This is a genomic window from Caulobacter endophyticus, assembly GCF_029543245.1.
GTDB classification, from domain to species: Bacteria; Pseudomonadota; Alphaproteobacteria; order Caulobacterales; family Caulobacteraceae; genus Caulobacter; species Caulobacter endophyticus_A.
In genome coordinates, this window is the sequence record NZ_JARQWV010000010.1 from 21,467 (window position 1) to 42,246 (window position 20,780).

The following is a 20,780-nucleotide window of genomic DNA, read 5'->3' on the forward strand; positions in this document are numbered from 1 at the left end:
CCCAGGGGCGGCCGCACTGCGCTTGGCTCCTGGGTCCCGGATAAGCGCTGCGCGCTTTCCGGGATGACGCCAATTGTACGGGCGACTTAAGCCCGCTTGGCCTTGGGCTTCACCAGGCCGTTCACCGCCGCCCGGAAGGCTTCGCCGCGGGCCTCGAAGTCGCTGAACTGGTCGAACGAGGCGCAGGCCGGCGACAGCAGGACGATAGCGTCCTGGCCCGTGGCGGCGGCGTCGGCGTGGGCGGCGGCGACGGCGGTCTCGATGTCGCCGCACTGCTTGACCGGGGCCTTGCCCTCGAGCGTCCGGCCGAACTCTTCGGCGGCCTGGCCGATCAGGTAGGCGCCGGCCACGCGCGGAAACAGGTCGACGAGGTTGGCGATGCCGCCGGCCTTGGGCACGCCGCCGGCGATCCAGTAGAACTTGGGATAGCTCGACATCGCCTGGCGGGCGGCGTCGGCGTTGGTGGCCTTGCTGTCGTTGACGAAGGCGACCTTGCCGATCTTGCCGACCGTCTCCATGCGGTGGGCGAGCCCTGGGAAGGTCATCAGGCCGTCGACCGCCTGGACCGGCGGGATGCCGATGGCGATGGCGGCGGCGTAGGCGGCCGCGGCGTTCTGCCAGTTGTGGCGGCCGGGCAAGCTTCTTGCGCGAAGAAGATCGGCCATTTCCGTCACCCGCTCGCCGGTGGCGTCGTACAGCACGCCCTGCAGGGCGTAGACGCCCCGGCCCATGGCCTTGCCGGCGCTGATCGGCCAGATGGTGCGGCGGTTGGCGGCGGTGATCTCGGTGCAGATCTGCTGGCACCAGGGATCGTCGACGCCGATGATCGCCGTGTCGCCCTTGCCCTGGTTGAGGAAGATGCGGCGCTTGGCGGCGATATAGCCTTCCATCGAACCGTGGCGGTCGATGTGGTCGGGCGACAGGTTGAGCAGCACCGTGGCGTCGGCGTGCAGGCTGGAGGTCAGGTCCAGCTGGTAGCTCGACAGCTCCAGCACGTAGACCGCGCCGCCGTGCATGTCTTCCAGGCCCAGAATGCCGGCGCCGATGTTGCCACCGACGCGGGTGTCGCGGCCGGCCTGCTTGCACAGGTGGCCGATCAGGGCCGTGGTCGTCGACTTGCCGTTGGTGCCGGTGATGGCGATGATCTTCGGCTTCTTGTGCTCGGGCGCGGCGTTGACCGTGCGGGCGAAGAGCTCGACGTCGCCAAGGATCTCGACCCCGGCCGCCTTGGCCTTGTCGACGGTCCAGTGGGGCTTGGGATGGGTCAGCGGCACGCCCGGTGACAGCATCAGGGCGGCGAACTGGCTCCAGTCCGCGGTCGAGAGATCGACGACCGGCAGGCCCTCGGCGCGCGCGGCCTCGCGGCTGGCTTCCTTCTCGTCCCACAGCGCCACCTTGGCGCCGCCGGCGATCAGGGCGCGCGCGGCCGTCAGGCCGGTGCGGCCCAGGCCGAACACCGCGACCGTCTTGTCCTCGAACCCACGGACCGGGATCATCCTACGCCCTCCCCTAGCGCAGCTTCAGCGTGGCCAGACCGACGAACGACAGCATCATGGCGACGATCCAGAAACGGACGACGACGGTGCTCTCGGCCCAGCCCAGCTTTTCGAAATGGTGATGGATCGGCGCCATCAGGAAGATGCGCTTGCCGGTCTTCTTGAAGTAGGCGACCTGGATCATCACCGACAGCGCCTCGGCCACGAACAGGCCGCCGACGATGCCCAGAACCAGCTCGTGCTTGGCGCAGACGGCGATCGAGCCCAGCGCGCCGCCCAGGGCCAGCGAGCCGGTGTCGCCCATGAAGATCTTGGCCGGGGGCGCGTTATACCAGAGGAAGCCCATGCCGCCGCCGATGATGGCGCCGCAGACCACCGCCAGCTCGCCGACGCTCGGCACGAAGTGCAGGTTCAGATAGTCGGCGAACTTGTAGTTGCCGACGAGGTAGGCGATCAGGCCGAAGGTCGAGGCGGCGAACATCACCGGCACGATGGCCAGGCCGTCCAGGCCGTCGGTCAGGTTCACGGCGTTGGAGAAGCCGGCGATCGTGAAGGCGGCGAAGGCCACGTAGAACCAGCCGAGATTGATCACCAGGTTCTTGAGGATCGGGAAGACCAGCGAGGTCTCCAGGCCCGGCGTCATCTGCGACTTCGGGGCGAAGATGATCAGGGCCACGGCCGCCAGGATCGAGACGATGAACTGGGCGACCAGCTTCTGGCCGCTGGAAAGGCCGGCGGTCGTCTGCTTGGTGACCTTGGCGTAGTCGTCCATGAAGCCCAGCACGCCGAAGGCGGCGGTGATGCCCAGCACCACCCAGACGTGGACGTTGCGCAGATCGGCGAACAGCAGCAAGCCGACGAACAGGCCGGCCAGGATCATGAAGCCGCCCATGGTGGGCGTTCCGGATTTCTCGAGCACGTGGCGCTCGATGCCGTCGGTGCGGATCGGCTGGCCCTTGCCCTGCTTGGCCTTCATCCAGCGGATGAAGCGCGAGCCCATGGCCACGGCCACGATGTAGGCCGTCAGCATCGACATGCCGGTGCGGAAGGTCAGGTACTTGAGCAGGTTCAGGACCGGCACGTGCTCGTGCCCGCCGCGCGAGAGCCATTCGTAGAGGAAGTACAGCATCAGACTTGTTCCCGCCGGCCGAGCGCGGACAGGGCGGCGGCGATTGCTCCGGCCCGTGACCCGTTCGACCCCTTCACCATCACCACGTCGCCCGGCTGCATGGCCGAGACGATCTGCTGCGCCAACGCGGGCGCGGCGTCCGCATAGCCGCCCCGGCGCTCCTGCGGAAGCGCGTTCCACAGCGACATCATTAACGGCCCGGCGCAGAACACCAGGTCGATGCCCGCTTGAGCGATCGGCCCCGCCAGATCGGCGTGGAAGCGCGGGCTGCCCTCGCCCAGCTCCAGCATATCGGTCAGGGCCACCATCCGGCGGCCGGCGACCTTGCGCGCGCCCAGGGTGGCCAGGGCCGCCTGCATCGACACCGGATTGGCGTTGTAGCTCTCGTCAACCAGGGTGAACGACCCGCCGTCGATGGCGACCGTCTGCTCGGCCCCGCGGCCCTCGATCGGCGCGAACTCGGCCAGGGCCGCCAGGGCCGTGGCGCGGTCGACGCCCAGGGCTTCCAGCATCAGCAGCACGCACAGGCTGTTGGGGCCCCAGTGCACGCCGGTCTGGCGGATCGGGAACGACACGGCCTGGCCGTCCAGCTGCGCGACGACGGTTGCGCCGGCGCCCTCGACCAAGAAGTCGACGAGGCGGGCGCTGGTCCCGTCACGGCCGAAGCTGCGGACGGTCGCGCCGGCCTTCTCGGCCTCGGCCTTCAGAAGGTCGAACCATTGATTGTCGGCGTTCAGCACGGCGACGCCGCCGGGCTCCAGCCCGTCGAAGATTTCGGCCTTCGCGCGCGCCACGCCGATCTCGCCGTCGGCGAAGTTCTCCAGGTGCACCGGACCGACGGTAGTGATGGCCACCGCATGCGGGCGGATGAACTTCGACAGCGGGGTGATCTCGTCGGCGTGGTTCATGCCGACCTCGAACACCGCCCGCTGCGTGTCGCGCGGCATGCGGGCCAGGGTCAGCGGCACGCCGAGGTGATTGTTGTAGCTCTTCACCGAGGCATGGGCCTTGCCGGCGCGGCGCAGGCCGGCCTCGACGGCGCGGGTGACGCTGGTCTTGCCGACCGAGCCGGTCACGGCGCCGCGACGGGCCTGGGGCGCGCGCTCGCGGGCGGCGACGCCCAGGGCTTCCAGCGCCTTGAAGGTGTCGGGCACGACGACGGCGGGGGTCGCGACGGCTTGCGAGACCAGGGCCCCGGCCGCGCCCTTCTCAGCCGTCTGAGCGACGAACTCGTGGCCGTCGCGCACGCCGGCCAGGGCGACGAACAGGTCGCCCGGCTCGATGCTGCGGCTGTCGATCGACACGCCGGTCGCGGAGAAGTCGCCCTCGACCTTCCCGCCCGTCGCGGCTGCGATCTCTTCAGCGGTCCAGAGCACGTCAGCCATTGACGGCCTCCAGCGCGCTCAGGGTTTCGGCCACGTCGTCGAAGGGGTGGTTGACGCCGGCCACCAGCTGGCCCTGCTCATGACCCTTGCCGGCCACGACCAGCACGTCGCCGTCCTCCAGCAGGGCCACGCCCGCGCGGATGGCCTCGCGGCGGTCGCCGATCTCGCGCGCGCCGGGGGCGGCGGCAAGGATGGCGGCGCGGATGCTGGCGGGATCTTCCGAACGCGGATTGTCGTCGGTGACGATGGCCACGTCGGCCAGGCGGGCGGCGATCTCGCCCATCTGCGGACGCTTGGTGCGGTCACGGTCTCCGCCGGCGCCGAACACCGCCACCAGCTTGCCGCGAACGTGCGGACGCAGGGCCTTCAGCACCGTCTCCAGGCCGTCGGGGGTGTGGGCGTAGTCGACATAGGCCTCGCCCTTGCCGGTCCCCTTGCCCACGCGCTGCAGCCGGCCGGCCGCGCCTTCGAGCTTTTCCAGGGCGGCGAGCACGGCGTCCAGGTCCTCGCCCGTGGCCAGGACGAGACCCGCGGCGACCAGCACGTTGGAGGCCTGGAAGTCGCCGGCCAGCGGCAGCTTCACCTCGAACTCACGGTCCTGGGCGGCGATCTTCAGCAGCTGACCCCACGGGGTCGGCTCGCGCGAGATCAGCTTCAGGCCCTGCCCTTGCTCGCCCACCGACAGGATGGTCTCGCCCGAGGTCACGGCGGCGGCGGCGAAGGCGGGGAAGGCGTCGCTGTCGGCGTTCAGCACGGCGGTCGCGCCGCGCGGCAGCAGGGCCTCGAACAGGCGCAGCTTGGCGGCCCGGTAGCAGCCCATGGTGCCGTGATAGTCGAGGTGGTCCTGGGTGAAGTTGGTGAAGCCGGCGGCGCTGATCTTCAGCCCGTCCAGGCGACGCTGATCGATGCCGTGCGACGAGGCTTCGACGGCCAGATGGGTGACGCCCATCTGCGCGAGCTTGGCGGCCATCTCGGCGACGTCGGCGGCGTCGGGCGTGGTCAGGCCCGGCGGGGTCAGTTGCTCGTCGGGAACGCCCGGGGCGCTGACGACGACGCCCAGCGTGCCCATGCTGGCGGCCTTCTTGCCCAGCAGGGCCAGGATCTGGCGGGCGAATCCGGCGACCGAGGTCTTGCCGTTGGTGCCGGTGACCGCGATCACCGTGGCCGGCTGGGCGATCCAGAACTCCGCGGCGGCCAGCGCGTAGGCGCGGCGGATGTCGGTCGCGTGGGCGGTCGGCACCGAAAGATCGGTGACGTCGTCGGGAGCCAGGACGGCGGCGGCGCCCGAGGCGATCGCGCCCGGAATGAAGCTGCGGCCGTCGACCTTGCTGCCCGGCAGGGCGGCGAACAGGAAGCCTTCACGCACCTTGCGGCTGTCGGCGGTGACGCCGGCGATGGCCGGGTCAGCGTCGAACGGACGGTGCAGGATCTGTGAAAGCGTCTTGATCAAAGTCCCGCCCCTGGCGTGGTGGCTTTCGGCTGGGCGCCGGCGATGATGAGTTCGTTCCGGCGCTGGACGCCGAGGAACGGGGCGATGCGGTCGATGACCCGGCCGGCGGCCGGCGTGGCCACCCAGCCGCCGGTCGAGAAGCCGAAGGTCTTGGCCGTGCCGTGCGGTTCATCCAGCAGGATCAGGACGAAATAGCGGTCGGCCTCCATCGGCCCCTCGGTGGGGAACACCGCGGCGAAGGACGAGACCTGACGCTGGTGGTTGTAGCCGCGGATCGACGGATCGTACTTCTCGCCGGTGCCGGTCTTGCCGCCGACCGACAGGCCCTTGACGTCGGCGGTCTTGCCGCTGCCGCCGGTGACATTGGCGCGCATGATCTGCAGCATCTGCTGCGAGGTCTCTTCCGACAGCACGCGCGGACCTTCCGGGCGCACGCCGGGCGGCAGCTTGCGGATGGTCAGCGGCGGCATGGTGCCGCCGTTCAGCAGCGGGCCGAACGCGCGGGCCAGGGCCAGCGGGCTGACGTTCATGCCGTGGCCGAACGAGGTGGAGGCCACCGCGTCGGTGTCCCACTTCTTCGGGGTCAGCGGACGGGCGGACTCGCGCAGCTCCACCTTGGCCGGCTTGGTCAGGCCCAGATTGTTGTAATACTGGCTCAGCCGCTGGGCGCCGACGCCCTCGGCCAGGCGCGCGGTGCCGATGTTGGACGAGTGCTGGAACACCTCGACCAGGGTCAGGATCTTCCGCGAGGCGTGGTAGTCGTGGATCGTGCGGTAGCCCAGCTTGTAGGGCTCGCGCGCGTCGAAGGTCGAGCTGGGCGTGGCCACGCCGGTGTCCAGGCCGATGGCGACGGTGAAGGCCTTGAAGGTCGAGCCCATCTCGTAGACCGAGGCGGCCGCGCGGTTCAGCTTGGCGTCGTCGCTGGCCTTGCCCGGATCGTTCGGGTCGAAGTCAGGATAGCTGGCCAGGCCCAGGATCTCGCCGGTGTGGACGTTGGTGACGATGCCGACTGCGCCCTTGGGGCCGAACTCCAGGGCGGCCTTGCGCAGCTCGTCCTCGAGGGCGGCCTGGACGCGCAGGTCGATCGACAGAGCGATCGGGGCGGCGCCCTCGCCCTTGGCGGCGGCCGCATGGATGTCGTCGTTCAGCGCGCCCTCGGCGCCGGCCAGGCCCTTGCCGCCGCCGTCGACGAAGCCGACGAAGTGCGCGGCCGAGCCGCCCAGCGGATAGACGCGGCGGGCCTGCTCCTCGAACTCCACGCCCGGCAGGCCCAGGTTGAAGATGGCGTCCTTCTGGGCCGGGTCGAGACCGCCCAGCAGGAAGGTGCGGCGATCGCCGAAGATGGCCTTGTCCAGGCGCTTGGCCGGCACCTGCGGCAGGGCCTTGCCCAGGGCGACGCGGGTGGCCTTGGCGTCCCAGACTTCCTTGGGGTCGATGTAGAGCGCGTAGTGGGTCAGGTCGACGGCCAGCAGCTTGCCCTCGCGGTCGACGAGATCGCCGCGCGCGCCTTCCATGGCCGCCAGGAAGCCGCCGTTCTTGCCGGCGTTGGAGAACACCGCCGCCCAGGTGGCGCCGACGGCCAGCACCATGAAGGCGCAGGCGAACAGGGCCAGGACGAAGAAGATGCGGATGCTGGTGTCGTCTTCGGGCTTGGCCGCGGCGCGCGAGCGCTCGAAGGCGTGTTCCAGGCGCCAGACGCGCTCGATCAGCCAGCGCCAGGCCGGACCGCCGCCGTGGGGAACGAGGTTGGCCAGGCTCATCGCGGAGCCTCCTCGGCGCCGGTGGTGACGCCGTCGGGAGCGTCGGCGGCGGCCAGGGCCGGATCGGCCTTGGCGGCGACCGGCGGGGCGGGCAGCTTCGAGGCGGGGACCGGCTTGCGGGCCACGTCGATCAGCGCGTCTTCGCTGGTTTCGCGATCGGGCGCGATCGGGGCCAGCTGAGCGGCCTGGGCCAGGGATTCGATGCGGCGCGGCTGCTCCAGGTGAGCGACCTCGGCTTTCAGCAGGCGCACCTTGATGCGCTCTTCCTCGATCTGGCGCTCGACCGAGGCGATCTCGGCGCGCTCGCGACCGGCGAAGGCCTTGGCCATGTAGACGCCCAGCACCAGGGTCAGCAGCACCCCGACGCCGACGATATCGACCACGCGAAAGCCGCGGACGCGGCGATGGAAGATCTCTGAAATCCTCACGCCGAGGCCTCCCAGACGGGGGCCTCGGTGCGGACGGCGGCGCGCAGCTTGGACGAGCGGGCGCGCGGATTGACGGCCAGCTCCTCCTCGCCCGGCGCGATGGCCTTGGTCGAGATCAACTTGAAGCTGGCGGGCGCGCCGGCGGCGGTCGGCGGCGCGTGGCGCGAACCGCCCGGCGTGCGGCCGGCGCGCTCGGCCAGGAAGTTCTTCACGATGCGGTCTTCCAGCGAATGGAAGGTCACCACCGCCAGGCGACCGCCCGGCTTCAGCACCGCCTCGGCGGCGGCCAGGCCCGCTTCCAGCTCGCCCAGCTCGTCATTGACGGCGATGCGCAGACCCTGGAACGAGCGCGTAGCAGGGTGAACCTTGGCGCCCTTGCGACCGCCCAGCGACCGCTCGATCACCTCGGCCAGGTCCAGCGTGCGGGTGAACGGCTTCTCGGCGCGACGCTTCACGATGAAGCTGGCCACGCGGCGCGAGGCGTGCTCCTCGCCATAGACATAGAGAATGCGGGCCAGCTCGGTCTGGTCGAGCGTGTTGACCAGATCGGCCGCCGTGGGGCCGTCGTCGCCCATGCGCATGTCCAGCGGACCGTCGCGCATGAAGGAGAAGCCGCGCTCGGCCTCGTCGAGCTGCATGGAAGACACGCCAAGATCCAGGGTTACGCCGTCCACCGACGCAGGCCCAAAATAGGCGGTGATTTGCGAGAAACGGTCCTGAATCAGCCGAAAGCGACCATCCGTCGCGGGAAGATCGGCCGTGAAGCGCTGCACTGTCGGATCGCGGTCGAAGGCCGTGACCGAGGCGCCGCTGGCCAGGATCGCGCGGGTGTAGCCGCCGGCGCCGAAGGTGCCGTCGAGGATCATGTCGCCCGGCTTGGCGTCGAGCGCCTGAACGACTTCGCTCAGCAGGACCGAGATGTGCGGGGCGGCGCTCATGCGGCGCCTCCCAGGCGCGCGGTGCGCTGCTGGGCGCGCAGGGCGGCCAGACCGTCGCGGGCCAGTTCGCGTTGAGCCGCGCGGTGAGCCTGGAACGCGTCGCGCGACCAGATCTGGAAGCGCTCGCCCAGACCCACGATCGTCACTTCGTCCGTAAGGCCGAACATGTCGCACAGAACGTCGGGCAGGGTGATGCGGCCGGCGGTGTCGAACGACAGGCGAGCCATGCCGCCCAGGACGCTGGTTTCCAGCGCCGAGCGCACCGGGTCACCGAAGGGCAGCTCGTCGATCACCGACTGATAGCGGTCGAACAGGGCCTTGCCGCCGGCTTCCAGGCAGTCGGCCTCGATCGAGGGGAAGCAGAAAATGCCGTCGAAGGGGCCCGAGACGGCGGCGCGGAACTCCTGCGGCACCACGAGGCGCCGTTTGCTGTCCAGCTGCTTCTCGAACGTCGAGAGGAACACCCCGCCAACCCTTGCCCAAAACACGGTCGCCCCAGCACGAGTCCGACCGGCCCGAATGGGTTAACATGGGATGAAGTGGGAAACAATGACACCAGGGGCCATTTCGCCAGGAATTCAAAGGCGCTAGCGGTAATATCGAACCGCTTAAATTGGTTAATTTCGGAACATACAGACAACTGAATTTCTATCCACAGACTCGCGCACAGACGCATCCCATCGCGGCCCATTTCGGTGGGCCTTGGGGCGCTTGGGGTTGCGGAAAGTTTGATGGACCAGACGGCCTGTAAGCCGGGTTCTGTGCCGCCCCTGTGAACAGGGACGCGACGATCATTCCTCTTGGCCGCCCATTGCTGGACGACTCTGGCGACCAACCCGGATCCTCTCGGCCAGTGACGACCTAGCCGGCGAACCGGCGCGGGATCCCTATTCGGTCTTGCTCCAGGCGGGGCTTGCCATGCCGTCCCTGTCGCCAGGTCCGCGGTGGGCTCTTACCCCACCCTTTCACCCTTCCCGCCCCGTAGGGAGGAGGTTTGCTTTCTGTGGCGCTTTCCCTGGGATCGCTCCCGGTGGGCGTTACCCACCGCCTTGTCACCGTGGAGCCCGGACTTTCCTCGACTCCCTTGCGGGATACCGCGATCGCCCGGCCATCTGGTCCGCGCTCTCTTTGACGGCGGATAGGGCGGCGGTCAATTGGCGATCTTGGCGCGATGGACTAAACTAACCGGACTTAGTTCACGGAGCCGCGGATGCGCACCGTCAACATCCACGAGGCCAAGACCCACCTCTCGCGCCTCGTCGAGCAGGCCGCCGACGGCGAAGCCTTCATTATAGCCAAGGCCGGCAAGCCCATGGTCAAGGTCGTGCCACTTCAGGCCGAGGACCGCCCGGCCGCGCGACGGATCGGGTTCATGGACGGCGAGGGCATGGTCCCGGACGACTTCGACACCATGTTCGCCGACGAGATCATCGCGATGTTCGAGGGCGCACTGCTACTCACCAGCGACCGACAATTGGCCCTCTAAGGCGCGCCAGTGCTGACGATCTAACCCTCGCCCCGCATCCAGTCCGCCACGGGGTGATCGCCCAGCGCTTCGATCACGCCCACGCGCTCGGCCTGCGACTTGTTCTGGCCGAGCTTGAAGGTGCCTTCCAGGCGCTCGACGTGCAGCCGCGCGCCGACAATACCTTTGAACAGCCCCTCGAACCGGGCCCCCGACAGCTTGTCGCGCGTCCAGGCGGGCTTGGGCGCCAGGAGCGCCTCCTCCTGGGCGGCCAGGTCGTCGAGCAGTTGAACCGTCTCGGCGTCCGACAGCGGCGTAACGAAGCCCTCGGCCTCGGCCGAGACATAGTTCCAGGTCGGCGCGTGGTCCTGCGTACCGTACCAGTCGGGGCTGACATAGGCGTGCGCGCCACTGGCCACGGCGATGGCGGAAAAGCCCGTCACCACCGCCGGGGCCAGCTCGTTGCGGCGCGACAGGTGGAAGTCGAGAAAGAGGCCGTCCTCACCCAGGTCGCGCACCACCACCGGCGCCTGGGCCACGAACGGCCGGCCGCCGACGCTGGCGCACAGCGTCACGAACGAATGCTCGGCGAAGAAGGCGAGCAGGCGCGCGCGGTCCTCGACGTGGAAAGCCCTGGCCGGATGCATCAGGCGCCCGCCGCCGCCCGCAGCAGACCCACCAGCCGCGCGCGGGTCTCGCCGTCGGCGACGCCGTCGAAGCGGGTCTGCAGCCAGTGGCGCTGGAAGGCGGCGACCACCGTCTCCGTCCACTCGTCGTACTGGCCAGACGGCGCGCAGTCGAAGCCCAGGCGCGTGAGGCCCGCTTGCAGCGCGAAGACGCCGGTCCCCTCCTCGCCCCGGCCCAGCGGCGCGCCGGGCGAGGACGGCGGCTCGACCCACAGGCCATGGCCGCTCTCGGCCAGGCGCTTCCACGGGAACAGTTCGCCCGGATCGATCTTGCGCGCGGGGGCGACGTCGGAATGGCCGATGATGCGGTCGTCGTCGATGGTCCAGCGCGAGCGGATGTCGGCCAGCAGGTTGATCACCGAGGCGATCTGGGCGTCGGGAAAGGCGCGATAGCCGAACTCGTGGCCGGGATTGACGATCTCGATGCCGATCGAGGACGAGTTGATGTCCTTGACGCCCTTCCAGAAGGCCGCGCCGGCGTGCCAGGCCCGCCGCTCCTCGGCCACCAGGCGAAACACCCGGCCGTCTTCTTCCACGACGTAGTGAGCGCTGACCTTGGCCTCGGGATCACGCAGGCGCTCGATGGCCGCCTCGCCGCTCTGCATGCCGGTATAGTGCAGCACGACGGTGTCGGGCACGGCCTTGCGGGCGTCGAAGTTCGGCGACGGGGCCTCGACGATGGTCATTGCGAGCGGTCCTTGAGAAACATCAGTAGCGGCGTCACCTGGTTGCGGCGCAGGGCCACGATCAGCACGCCGGCGAGGGCCAGGGCCGCGCCCAGGCCCATGCGCAGGTCGAAATGGTCATGGGTGATGGCGACGCCAAGACCGATGGTCATCAGCGGCGTCATCAGGGTGAGCGGAGCGATCAGGTTGGCCTCGTAGCGCTGGATCAGCCCGTAATAGCCGGTGTGGGCGATCACCGACACCACCAGCGCCGAATAGGCCACGGCGGCCACGAACGGCCAGCCGGCCTCGAAGGCCTTGTCGCTGGCGCCGGGCTCCAGGGCGAGGCTGGCGGCGGCCAGCAGCCAGACCGAGGTGAAGCCCACCCAGGCCTGCAGCTGCAACGGCTTCACCCGCTGGATCTGCTTCATCATCACCGCGCCCAGCGAGCCGGCCAGGGCCGAGGCCACCACCAGCCACAGGCCCATCGACAGCGAAAAGCCGCGCGGGTTCCAGATCACGATCAGCGCGCCGGCCAGGGTCAGGGCGATGCCGATCCCCCGCCGCCAGTGGATCTTCTCGCCCAGCATCAGCACCGACAGCAGGGTGGTGAAGGGCACGCCGGCCTGCACCACCACCGCCGCCGCCGACGGCGAGGCGGTCTTGAAGCCCATGAACAGCAGCGCAAAACCCCCCGCCCCCATCAGCACGCCGACCACCAGCATCCGCCAGGTCGGCCGGGGCGCGGGCAGCAGCCACGGCAGCGTCACCGCCGCGACCAAGGCAAAGCGCACCGCCGCATAGAACAGCGGCGGCACGCCCCAGTGGGCGACCACGATCTTGGAGACGATGTTGTTGCTGGCCCAGATCAGGCAGATCAGCACCAACAGGCCGAAGTCGCGTAGGGACATGACCTTCCGCATACGCGGGCACGAGGACCATGCGCAATGAAAACCGACGCCATCGCACGCGCCGCAATTGACGTCGGGTCCAAACGGTCGTTTGCTGGTGAACATCGTTCACTTAAAACAGGATCCGGGCTCACCGGACCACGGGGACGGAGACGGCCATGAGCACGGAGTATTTCGACGTCCTGATCGTCGGGGCGGGCCTGTCGGGCATCGGCGCGGCGCATCACCTGACGCGACGCTGCCCGGGCAAGACCTACGCGATCCTTGAGGCCCGCGACGCCATCGGCGGCACCTGGGACCTGTTCCGCTATCCCGGCATCCGGTCCGACAGCGACATGTACACCCTTGGCTACGCCTTCAAGCCGTGGCGGCAGGCGAAAGCCATCGCCGACGGCCCGTCGATCCTGAACTACGTGCGCGAAACCGCCACCGAGGCCGGGGTGAACGCGCACATCCGCTTCCGCCACAAGGTGCGCCGCGCCGAATGGAGCAGCGAGACCGCCACCTGGACGGTGCAGGCCGAGCGGATCGACTCTGGTGAGACGGTCGAGATCGCCTGCGGCTTCCTCTACATGTGCGCCGGCTACTACGCCTATGACGCCGGCTACACGCCCGACTTCGAGGGGACCGAGCGCTTCAAGGGGACCATCGTCCACCCGCAGCACTGGCCCGAGGACCTCGACTACGCCGGCAAGAAGGTCGTGGTGATCGGCAGCGGCGCGACGGCGGTAACCATCGTGCCGGAAATGGCCAGGACCGCCGCCCACGTCACCATGCTGCAGCGCTCGCCGACCTATGTGGTCTCGCGTCCGGCCGAGGACGGCCTGGCCAACTGGATGCGGGCGAAACTGCCGGCCATGACCGCCTACGGGATCACGCGCTGGAAGAACGTGCTGATCACCATGCTGTTCTTCAACCTGGCCCGGAAGAAGCCGGAAAAGACCAAGGAGCGGCTGATCAATCTGGTCCGCGACCAACTGCCCAAGGACTACGACGTCGAGACCCACTTCACGCCGCGCTACAATCCCTGGGACCAGCGGCTGTGCCTGGTGCCGGACGCCGATCTGTTCGCCTCGATCAAGAACGGCTCGGCCTCGGTGGTCACGGACCACATCGACACCTTCACCGAGCAAGGGCTCAAGCTGAAATCGGGCAAGACCCTGGAGGCCGACATCGTCGTCACGGCCACCGGCCTGCGCATGCAGCTCCTGAGCGGCATGGAGGTGGTGGTCGACGGCGCCTCCGTCGATCTGGCCAAGGGCTTCAGCTACAAGGGCATGATGTTCAGCGACGTGCCGAACCTGGCCTCGGCCTTCGGCTACACCAACGCCTCGTGGACGCTGAAGGCCGACCTGACCAGCGAATATGTCTGCCGGCTGCTCAACCACATGGACCGGGCGGGCATGGACATCTGCGTGCCCCACCTGGACCAGCCCGACATGGCCGCGGTTCCCTGGCTCGACTTCTCGTCGGGCTATGTGCAGCGGGCGATGGACAAGTTCCCCAAGCAGGGAACCAAGGCGCCGTGGAAGGTGCACCAGAACTACGCCCTCGACCTGGCCGCCCTGCGTTTGGGCAAGCTGGACGACGGCGTCATGCGGTTCTGGCGCAAGCGAGCGAAAGCGGCGGCCTGACGGCCGCCGCCTCCGGCGCGTCAGTTGATGACGATCGGCGTGCCCGAGCTGACCTGGAAATAGCTCCAGGTCGTCAGGAACGACAGCTGGGTGTAGAAGAAGCCCCCGCCGGGCGAGCCGTTGCCCCAGTTGACTTCCAGGGTCTGCGAGCCGGTCGGGTGGACTGGGCCGAACATCATCCCGAAGTTGTCGATGTAGAGCTTCTGGGGGCCCAACCGCACGTTCCACGGCAGGCCGGTGAAGCTCATCTGTTCGCAGCCGTAGCCGCCTGTAATGGCGGCGTTGGTGACGGTCGCGGAGGCGCCCCCCGCCGGCACGTCGAAGGTCATGACATAGTCGCAGCCCGCCGCGGCTTCGATGGTCATCGAGCCGGCGACCGTGAACGTCGTCGGATTGGGCGTGATCACCTGGGCTTGAGCGCCGGTGGCGACGAGCGCCCCCGCCATCGCGACCAGCGCGAACAGACGCGAGATCCAGGACATTGGTACCTCCCTAGTGGTTGATTTGTTTATGCACAACCTTCGGTACAATTTACAAACATGTAAATCAATGCCGCGAATGGCGCCGGGCGCCGTGGAACCCAAGGTTCAGCTTGCCGTTCCTGATCAGCGTTCATCACCTTATGATGGGCGCGAAGCAGTGGAGCGGGGTGTCATGCGGGCGGTTCTGACGAAATTTGCGATCCTGGGCGCGGCGGCGTCCATGGCGACGGGCTGCGCCACGGCTCAGCCGGCCTATCCCGCCAAGTCGCCCCAGGCCGCCGCGGCCAGCAAGCCTCCCCCGCCTCCCGGCAAGGATTCGGACGGCGACGGCCGGCCCGACGGGTGGCGCGAGAAGTCGATGGAGATCGGCACTCAGCCGGCCCGCGACGTCGGCCTGTCGAAGAAGAAGATCCCGCCGGTTCTGGAAGAAGCCCTGGCCGATCCTTACAGCCTCAAGGGTCTGAAGACCTGCGCCAAGCTTGTCGTCGAGATCCAGCGCCTGAACGACGTGCTGGGCCCCGACTACCAGACCGGCAACGAATACACGGAAAACCGCACCGGCAAGCTGGCCGAGGCCGGCGGCAAGGCGATCGTCAATTCGATCATCCCCTTCCGCAGCCTGGTGCGCGAAATCTCCGGCGCGGCCCCCGCCGATCGCCACCTGGAGGCCCTCGGCGACGCGGGCCTCGCCCGCCGCGGCTTCCTGCGCGGCGTTCACCAGAGGCAGGGTTGCAAGCAGCGGTTCTAGGCCAAAAGACCCTCCCCCTGAAGGGGGAGGTGTCGGCGAAGCCGACGGTGGGGGATGTGGCTTGAGAGCCAGTAACCTTCCCCAACCTCAGCAGAACCTTTCCCCACCGGCCCTCCGGGCCACCTCCCCTTCCGGGGGGAGGGTCTGATCACGTCAGCCGATACCCCTTGGCCTCGATCACCGGCGGCAGGTCTTCCCGGCCCAGCGAGAACAGCAGGTCGCGCTCGACCGTGCGGACCATGGCGTCCAGCGGCAGGTCGTTGTCCTCCAGGCCGAACGGGTCTTCCAGCTGGTCGCCGAGAGCGTCGAGGCCGAAGAAGGTGTAGCCGATCAGCAGCACCAGGGCCGGCGTCCACCAGCCCAGCGCGTGGGCCAGGGCGAACGGCAGCAGCAGGCAGAAGACGTGCGCCGTACGGTGCAGCATCAGCGAATAGGAGAAGGGCGACGGCGTGGCCTTGATCCGTTCGCACGCGGCCTGGACGTGGCTGAGCTCGGTCAGCCGGGCCTCCAGCACCGACAGGTGAATCGGGGTCACGGCGCCCTCTCCTTCCAGCCGGGCGCAGTCAGCGCCGACGGCGGCCAGCATCGCATCGGTCGGATTGGGCGCGGCCGCCAGGTTCGCAACCTCGCGCCAGCGCGCGATCGCCGCCCGCTCGTCTCCGCCCCGCAGGCGCGCCGCCAGCCCGCCGGCGAAACCCGCCAGGCCCAGCAGCAGAGGCTCGCGCTTCTCGGCCGGCAATCCCTGCGTCTGCCGCGCGAAGCTGCGGGCGGCGATGATCAGGCCGCCCCAGAGCTTTCGCGCCTCCCACCAGCGGTCGTAGCAGGCGTTGTTCCGGAAACTCATGAAGATCGACAGCGACAGGCCGATCAGCGTGAAGGGCAGCGCGTTCAGCCGCTCCAGCGCCGCTGGCCAGCGCTGGGCCGTCAGCACCGCGACGATCGACACCAGCAGCAGCACCGCAAGCCTTCCGGCGATGCTGAGCAGGATCGAGCCGCGCAGGGCGAAGGCGATTTCGAGAAGGCCCGCGCGCCGGCCGACGATCATCGCCTCAGCCCTTGCGACGCACGAAACGCAGGGCCGTGTGGGTCTTGGAGAAGGCGCAGACCTTGGTGTCGACCAGGCCCATGCCCCGGGCGGCCGCCATGACGTCGACATCCTTCAGCGGCGCGGTCTTGCCCTTCTGAGAGACAACCCAGATGGCGCCCTTCTCGGCCAGGGCGCCTTGCAGGTCTTCCAGCCGATCCAGTTGGCCCAGGTCGTCGGCGGCCAGGAACAGCAGGTCGACGTCCTCGAAGTCCTCGCCGGTCCCCACCTCGGCGTCGACGCGAGTCGAGAGTTCATCGAGGAAGGCCTCGTCGTCGACGCCGTCGACCACCACGGTCATGCCCGGCTTGACGCCCAGCTTGTCCAGTCGCGTGGGCGGATTGAGGATGGCGTGCACCCACTTTTCGGCCTGGCCGGGATCGAGGCTGAAGCGCGTGCCGTCGGACAGGACGATGTCGTCGCCCTCGGCGCGGATGTCGCGCAGGGCGTGGCCCTGGTAGATGCCCCGCACCGCCCCGCGGAAGATCAGCTTGGGCGGCTCCCACAGAAGCTTGCCGTCGCTTTCGCCGTCGCTGAGCTGGCCCCAGGCCCGCGCTTCCTTACCCATGCCTCAGGCGCCCCGGAACGTGGGTTGGCGCTTTTCGAGAATGGCGTCGACGCCTTCCATGTGGTCCTCGGTGTGGTGGGCGATGGCCTGAGCGGCGGCGCTCATCTCCATCAGGGTGTCATAGCTCGCCGTCTGGCCGTGCTTGAGCAGACTCTTGGCCATGCGCAAGGCGTGAGGCGGCTGCTGAGCGATCCGTTCGGCCAGGGCCAGGGCCTCGCCCATCAGGTCGGCCGAGGGCACGGCGCGGCTGATCAGGCCCCACTCGGCCGCCTTGGCCGCGTCGATGACGTCGCCGGTGAACAGCAGCTCGGCCGCGCGGCTCATGCCCACGGTGCGCGGCATCAGCCAGGCGCCGCCGTCGCCGGGGATCAGGCCGAGCTTCAGGAAGGTCACGCCGAACTTGGCCGTATCGGCTGCGATACGGATGTCGGTCATGCAGGCCACGTCGCAGCCCAGGCCGATGGCCGCGCCGTTGACCGCCGCGATCGACGGGACCTCCAGGCCGTAGATGGCCCGCACGATGCGGTGGATGTTCTTGCGGTAGCCGTCGCGCACGGCCACGCCATTGCCGCCGAAGGCGCCCTCGCGGGCCTTCATCGCCTTGACATCGCCGCCGGCCGAGAAGGCCTTGCCCGCGCCCGTCAGGATCACGCAGCGAACGTCCTGGTCGTCGTTGATCGCCTCGCAGGCGGCCGCCACCTGGTCGCCGTCGCCTGGCGCGCCCAGGGCGTTCAGCGCCTCGGGGCGGTTGAGGGTGAGGATGGCGACATGGCCACGCTTCTCGGTGAGGACCAGCGGTTGGGTCATGGGTAGGGGGCGCTCCTGCTCGTCTTGTTTTTCCAACTGCATAAAGGCTTTCGGCCTGGGAGGGAAACGGCCCCGGCCCGCTCTCGCGGCGCGGGCGGCGCCATCACGCGGGCGTGAGCGCTCGTGCGTGCAGCAACACATTTCTGAGGAGCGACGCGCGAAATCGATTGGCGAGAACTGAAAGTTCGGGTTGTAGTCTTGTAAGGGACGACAGCGGATTGGCGTTAAGTGCAGTGAAACGGTCCCAAGGCCACGCGCTCATCATCGAGGACGAGATCCTCATCGCGCTCGAGGTCGAGGCCCTTCTGGCCGCCCAGGGCTATTCAAGCTTCGACATCGCCGACAGTCCGCAGGAAGCGCTGACCTGCGCCCTGGCCCGCGCCCCAGATTTGATCACCGCCGACTTCCGCATCATCGGCGGCACCGGGCTGGAGGCGGTCGAGGCCATCGAGGCCAAGCTGGGGCGCATCCCGACGGTGTTCGTCACCGGCAACGCCAACCAACTGGCCGACGCCCGCCGCACCATCGTCGACAAGCCGATCTCGCCCCGCCGCCTGGCCGAGGCCTGCCAGCAGGCGCTGGACCGCCGCGCCTGACAGGCCCGGCCCGCCGCTGCTAGGCTCCCGCCGAACGGGAGACGGCGCATGGCGATCATCGACACCCTGGAGGCGCTGGAGGCGATCTACAGCTCAGCGCCGGTGGCGGCCTCCACCGCCAAGGTCAGCGATCGGCTGACGAGCGACTACCGCCGCCTGGTCGAGGCCTCGCCGTTCCTGGCCCTGGCCACGGTCGGCCCCGAGGGCCTGGACTGCAGCCCGCGCGGCGACGCCCACGGCCTGGTGACCATCGCCGACGACCGCACGCTGGTCCTGCCCGACCGGCGCGGCAACAACCGCATCGACTCCTTACGCAACATCATCCGCGATCCGCGCGTGGCGCTGTTGTTCCTGATCCCCGGCTCGGGCACGACCTTCCGGGTCAACGGCCGCGCGGTGATCAGCGCCGATGCAGACCTGCTGGCGGGGCTGGCGGTCGACGGCAAGGCGCCGCGCACCGCGCTGATCGTGACCATCGAGGAATGCTATTTCCAGTGCGCCCGCGCGGTGATGCGGGCCGGGCTGTGGAACGCTGAGGCTCACGTCGACGCCAAGAGCTTGCCCAGCGCCGGGGCGATGCTGGCCTCCATCACCGACGGCGAGGTCGGCGGACCGACCTATGACGAGACCTGGCCCGCGCGGGCGGCCGCGTCGATGTGGTGATGATCGTCCTTCTCCCCTTGCGGGAGAAGGTGGCGGCCGAAGGCCGACGGATGAGGGGTCTCTCAAACGCCCAACACCGCCATCGCTTTCACGACCATGACGGAAAGGCCTGAGAGACCCCTCACCCGACCTCGCTTCGCGAGCCCACCCTCTCCCGCAAGGGGAGAGGGGCAGCCTTGCGCAAAATGGATTGTCACCGGTGTCATGGTTCGTGCTAGCCATGGCGCAAGCTCGTCAGAAGCGCCGGAGGAACACCCCATGGATCGTCGCAGCCTGCTGCTGGCCGCCGGCGCGGCCGCCGCCGCCGGCGCCCTGCCCGCCCACGCCGCCAAGCCCACCGGTCCTGCCCGCTCGCCGATCGTGACCACCGCCGCCGGCAAGGTACGGGGCGCGACCACCGCCGACGGCGTCCATGTGTTCAAGGGCCTGCGCTACGGGGCCGACACGGGCGGAGCGGGTCGCTTTGCCCCGCCCCGCAAGCCCCCCCCCTGGACCGGCGTCGCCGACGCCCTGGCCTACGGCGCGGCCTCGATGCAGACCGGCAAGGGCGAGGAAGGCGAGACCCTGTCGGAGGACTGCCTGTTCCTCAACGTCTGGACGCCGGCCAAGGCGTCCAAGACCGGCCTGGCCGACGGCGGCAAGCGGCCGGTGATGTTCTACATCCACGGCGGCGCCTACAACGGCGGTTCGGGCGGCAGCCCCTGGTACGACGGGACGAAGCTGGCCAAGCGCGGCGACGTCGTGGTGGTCACCGTCAACCACCGCCTGAACGCCTTCGGTTATCTCTATCTGGCCCGCCTGTTCGACGATCCCAGCGTCGCCGACAGCGGCAATGTCGGCCAGCTCGACCTCGTCCTGGCCCTGCAATGGGTGCGCGACAACATCGAGGCCTTCGGCGGCGATCCCGACCGGGTCATGCTGTTTGGCCAATCCGGCGGCGGGGCCAAGATCGCCACCCTGCTGGCCATGCCGGCCGCCAAGGGCCTGTTCCACCGCGCCGTCACCATGAGCGGCCAGCAGGTCACCGCCGGCGGGCCGTTCAACGCCACCAAGCGCGCCAAGCTGTTCCTGGAGAAGCTGGGGATCAACGACCTGGCGACCTTGCGCGCCCTGCCCGCCGACCAGCTGCTGAACGGCCTCAAAGCGGTCGATCCCGTGGCCGGCTCGGGCGGGGTCTATATGGGTCCCGTCCTCGACGAGCGCTCGCTGACCCGCCACCCGTTCTTCCCCGATGCGGCGCCCCAAGGCCTGGACGTGCCGCTGATCTGCGGCAACACCCACGACGAGACCCGCGGCTTCGTCGGCTCCGATCCCAAGGTGTTCGACATGACCTGGGCCCAGGTGGTCGAGAAGCTGCCCAGCCAGTTCAACGCCCGCATCGACATCGACCCGGCCACGGTGGTGGCGGCCTATCGCCAGATGTATCCGCACTATTCGCCGTCGGACGTCTATTTCGCCGCCTCGACGGCCGGCCGCTCGTGGAAGGCGGCCATCCTTCAGGCCGAGGCACGCGCCCCGACCCGCGCCCCGGCCTTCGTCTACCAACTGGACTGGAAGTCGCCCAAGGACGGCGGGATCTGGGGCGCGCCGCACACGCTCGACATCTGCCTCGTCTTCGGCACGCTAGACGCCAAGGGGGCCATCGTCGGAACCGACGCCCGCAGCCAGGCGATGTCCGACACCATGATGGACGCCTTCGTCGCCTTCGCCCGCACCGGCGATCCCAACTGCGCGGCCATTCCCAAATGGGAGCCCTACACCCTGCCCCGCCGCCAGACCCTGGTGTTCAACGAAACCACCCGCATGGCCGACGACCCCCGCGGCGGCGAGCGGGAGCTGTTCAACAAGGTGCCGTTCACCCAGTTTGGGACGTAAATCCCCTCTC

Annotated in this window: 21 protein-coding genes and 1 other RNA gene; 6 read left to right on the plus strand and 16 right to left on the minus strand. The window is 69.0% G+C overall.

What is annotated here, in order from left to right; translation table 11 throughout:
* Positions 1-86 precede the first annotated feature (86 nt).
* The 9 genes from murD to rnpB form a co-directional block, all read right to left on the minus strand.
* Positions 87-1,496 carry a UDP-N-acetylmuramoyl-L-alanine--D-glutamate ligase gene (gene murD, locus P7A99_RS11035; RefSeq protein WP_277793922.1) on the minus strand — a complete coding sequence of 470 codons (1,410 nt, stop codon included), beginning with the start codon at positions 1,494-1,496 and terminating at the stop codon, positions 87-89.
* Positions 1,497-1,509: 13 nt separating this feature from the next.
* Complete coding sequence (mraY, locus tag P7A99_RS11040; RefSeq protein WP_277793923.1) at positions 1,510-2,625, minus strand: phospho-N-acetylmuramoyl-pentapeptide-transferase; 1,116 nt, start codon at positions 2,623-2,625, stop codon at positions 1,510-1,512.
* Positions 2,625-4,010: a UDP-N-acetylmuramoyl-tripeptide--D-alanyl-D-alanine ligase gene (locus P7A99_RS11045; RefSeq protein WP_277793924.1), complete on the minus strand. Its 1,386-nt coding sequence runs from the start codon at positions 4,008-4,010 to the stop codon at positions 2,625-2,627. Before P7A99_RS11045 ends, mraY begins: the two co-directional genes overlap by 1 nt.
* Positions 4,003-5,460: a UDP-N-acetylmuramoyl-L-alanyl-D-glutamate--2,6-diaminopimelate ligase gene (locus P7A99_RS11050; protein WP_277793925.1), complete on the minus strand. Its 1,458-nt coding sequence runs from the start codon at positions 5,458-5,460 to the stop codon at positions 4,003-4,005. Before P7A99_RS11050 ends, P7A99_RS11045 begins: the two co-directional genes overlap by 8 nt.
* Positions 5,457-7,220, minus strand: coding sequence for a peptidoglycan D,D-transpeptidase FtsI family protein (locus P7A99_RS11055; protein WP_277793926.1), 1,764 nt, complete (start codon positions 7,218-7,220; stop codon positions 5,457-5,459). Before P7A99_RS11055 ends, P7A99_RS11050 begins: the two co-directional genes overlap by 4 nt.
* A complete protein-coding gene (gene ftsL, locus P7A99_RS11060) occupies positions 7,217-7,648 on the minus strand; it encodes a cell division protein FtsL (RefSeq protein ID WP_277793927.1) in 432 nt (143 codons plus the stop codon). Before ftsL ends, P7A99_RS11055 begins: the two co-directional genes overlap by 4 nt.
* Positions 7,645-8,586 carry a 16S rRNA (cytosine(1402)-N(4))-methyltransferase RsmH gene (rsmH, locus tag P7A99_RS11065; protein WP_277793928.1) on the minus strand — a complete coding sequence of 314 codons (942 nt, stop codon included), beginning with the start codon at positions 8,584-8,586 and terminating at the stop codon, positions 7,645-7,647. The genes ftsL and rsmH overlap by 4 nt, the downstream gene beginning before the upstream one ends.
* Positions 8,583-9,050 carry a division/cell wall cluster transcriptional repressor MraZ gene (locus P7A99_RS11070; RefSeq protein WP_277793929.1) on the minus strand — a complete coding sequence of 156 codons (468 nt, stop codon included), beginning with the start codon at positions 9,048-9,050 and terminating at the stop codon, positions 8,583-8,585. The genes rsmH and P7A99_RS11070 overlap by 4 nt, the downstream gene beginning before the upstream one ends.
* A gap of 268 nt (positions 9,051-9,318) precedes the next feature.
* Positions 9,319-9,702: RNase P RNA component class A (rnpB, locus tag P7A99_RS11075), an RNA gene on the minus strand.
* Between the two features lie 94 nt (positions 9,703-9,796).
* On the opposite strand from rnpB, the gene P7A99_RS11080 reads away from it, so the two are divergent.
* A complete protein-coding gene (locus tag P7A99_RS11080) occupies positions 9,797-10,072 on the plus strand; it encodes a type II toxin-antitoxin system Phd/YefM family antitoxin (RefSeq protein WP_277793930.1) in 276 nt (91 codons plus the stop codon).
* A gap of 20 nt (positions 10,073-10,092) precedes the next feature.
* Here the strand turns inward: P7A99_RS11080 and P7A99_RS11085 are convergent, their stop codons facing one another.
* The 3 genes from P7A99_RS11085 to P7A99_RS11095 are packed head-to-tail and all read right to left on the minus strand — an operon-like array spanning position 10,093 to position 12,313.
* Entirely contained in the window at positions 10,093-10,698 is a 606-nt protein-coding gene (locus P7A99_RS11085) for an FMN-binding negative transcriptional regulator (protein ID WP_277793931.1), read from the minus strand.
* On the minus strand, positions 10,698-11,423 hold the full coding sequence (locus P7A99_RS11090) for an N-acetylmuramoyl-L-alanine amidase (RefSeq protein ID WP_277793932.1): 726 nt from the start codon (positions 11,421-11,423) through the stop codon (positions 10,698-10,700). Before P7A99_RS11090 ends, P7A99_RS11085 begins: the two co-directional genes overlap by 1 nt.
* Positions 11,420-12,313, minus strand: a complete 894-nt coding sequence (locus P7A99_RS11095; protein ID WP_277793933.1) for a DMT family transporter — start codon at positions 12,311-12,313, stop codon at positions 11,420-11,422. The genes P7A99_RS11090 and P7A99_RS11095 overlap by 4 nt, the downstream gene beginning before the upstream one ends.
* 158 nt (positions 12,314-12,471) lie before the next feature.
* On the opposite strand from P7A99_RS11095, the gene P7A99_RS11100 reads away from it, so the two are divergent.
* Entirely contained in the window at positions 12,472-13,947 is a 1,476-nt protein-coding gene (locus tag P7A99_RS11100; RefSeq protein ID WP_277793934.1) for a flavin-containing monooxygenase, read from the plus strand.
* Between the two features lie 20 nt (positions 13,948-13,967).
* Here P7A99_RS11100 and P7A99_RS11105 read toward each other — a convergent pair whose 3' ends face one another.
* On the minus strand, positions 13,968-14,429 hold the full coding sequence (locus tag P7A99_RS11105) for a hypothetical protein (RefSeq protein ID WP_277793935.1): 462 nt from the start codon (positions 14,427-14,429) through the stop codon (positions 13,968-13,970).
* 172 nt (positions 14,430-14,601) lie between these two features.
* Here P7A99_RS11105 and P7A99_RS11110 point away from each other — a divergent pair, with 172 nt between their 5' ends.
* Positions 14,602-15,177 (plus strand): hypothetical protein, encoded by a 576-nt coding sequence (locus P7A99_RS11110; protein ID WP_277793936.1) that lies wholly within the window; start codon positions 14,602-14,604, stop codon positions 15,175-15,177.
* 148 nt (positions 15,178-15,325) lie between these two features.
* Here the strand turns inward: P7A99_RS11110 and P7A99_RS11115 are convergent, their stop codons facing one another.
* From P7A99_RS11115 to P7A99_RS11125, 3 genes are read right to left on the minus strand one after another with little or no spacing between them, the layout of a single operon-like run.
* Positions 15,326-16,222 carry a bestrophin family protein gene (locus tag P7A99_RS11115; protein ID WP_277793937.1) on the minus strand — a complete coding sequence of 299 codons (897 nt, stop codon included), beginning with the start codon at positions 16,220-16,222 and terminating at the stop codon, positions 15,326-15,328.
* 4 nt (positions 16,223-16,226) lie between these two features.
* Positions 16,227-16,829, minus strand: a complete 603-nt coding sequence (locus P7A99_RS11120; protein ID WP_277793938.1) for a DUF3052 family protein — start codon at positions 16,827-16,829, stop codon at positions 16,227-16,229.
* 3 nt (positions 16,830-16,832) lie between these two features.
* Positions 16,833-17,636 (minus strand): crotonase/enoyl-CoA hydratase family protein, encoded by an 804-nt coding sequence (locus tag P7A99_RS11125; RefSeq protein WP_277793939.1) that lies wholly within the window; start codon positions 17,634-17,636, stop codon positions 16,833-16,835.
* Positions 17,637-17,869: 233 nt separating this feature from the next.
* Between P7A99_RS11125 and P7A99_RS11130 the strand changes: the two genes are divergently transcribed.
* From P7A99_RS11130 to P7A99_RS11140, 3 genes are all read left to right on the plus strand, one after another.
* Entirely contained in the window at positions 17,870-18,232 is a 363-nt protein-coding gene (locus tag P7A99_RS11130; protein ID WP_240621608.1) for a response regulator, read from the plus strand.
* 48 nt (positions 18,233-18,280) lie between these two features.
* Positions 18,281-18,895, plus strand: a complete 615-nt coding sequence (locus P7A99_RS11135) for a pyridoxamine 5'-phosphate oxidase family protein (RefSeq protein ID WP_277793940.1) — start codon at positions 18,281-18,283, stop codon at positions 18,893-18,895.
* Positions 18,896-19,153: 258 nt separating this feature from the next.
* On the plus strand, positions 19,154-20,770 hold the full coding sequence (locus P7A99_RS11140) for a carboxylesterase/lipase family protein (RefSeq protein ID WP_277793941.1): 1,617 nt from the start codon (positions 19,154-19,156) through the stop codon (positions 20,768-20,770).
* The last annotated feature ends 10 nt before the right edge of the window (positions 20,771-20,780 follow it).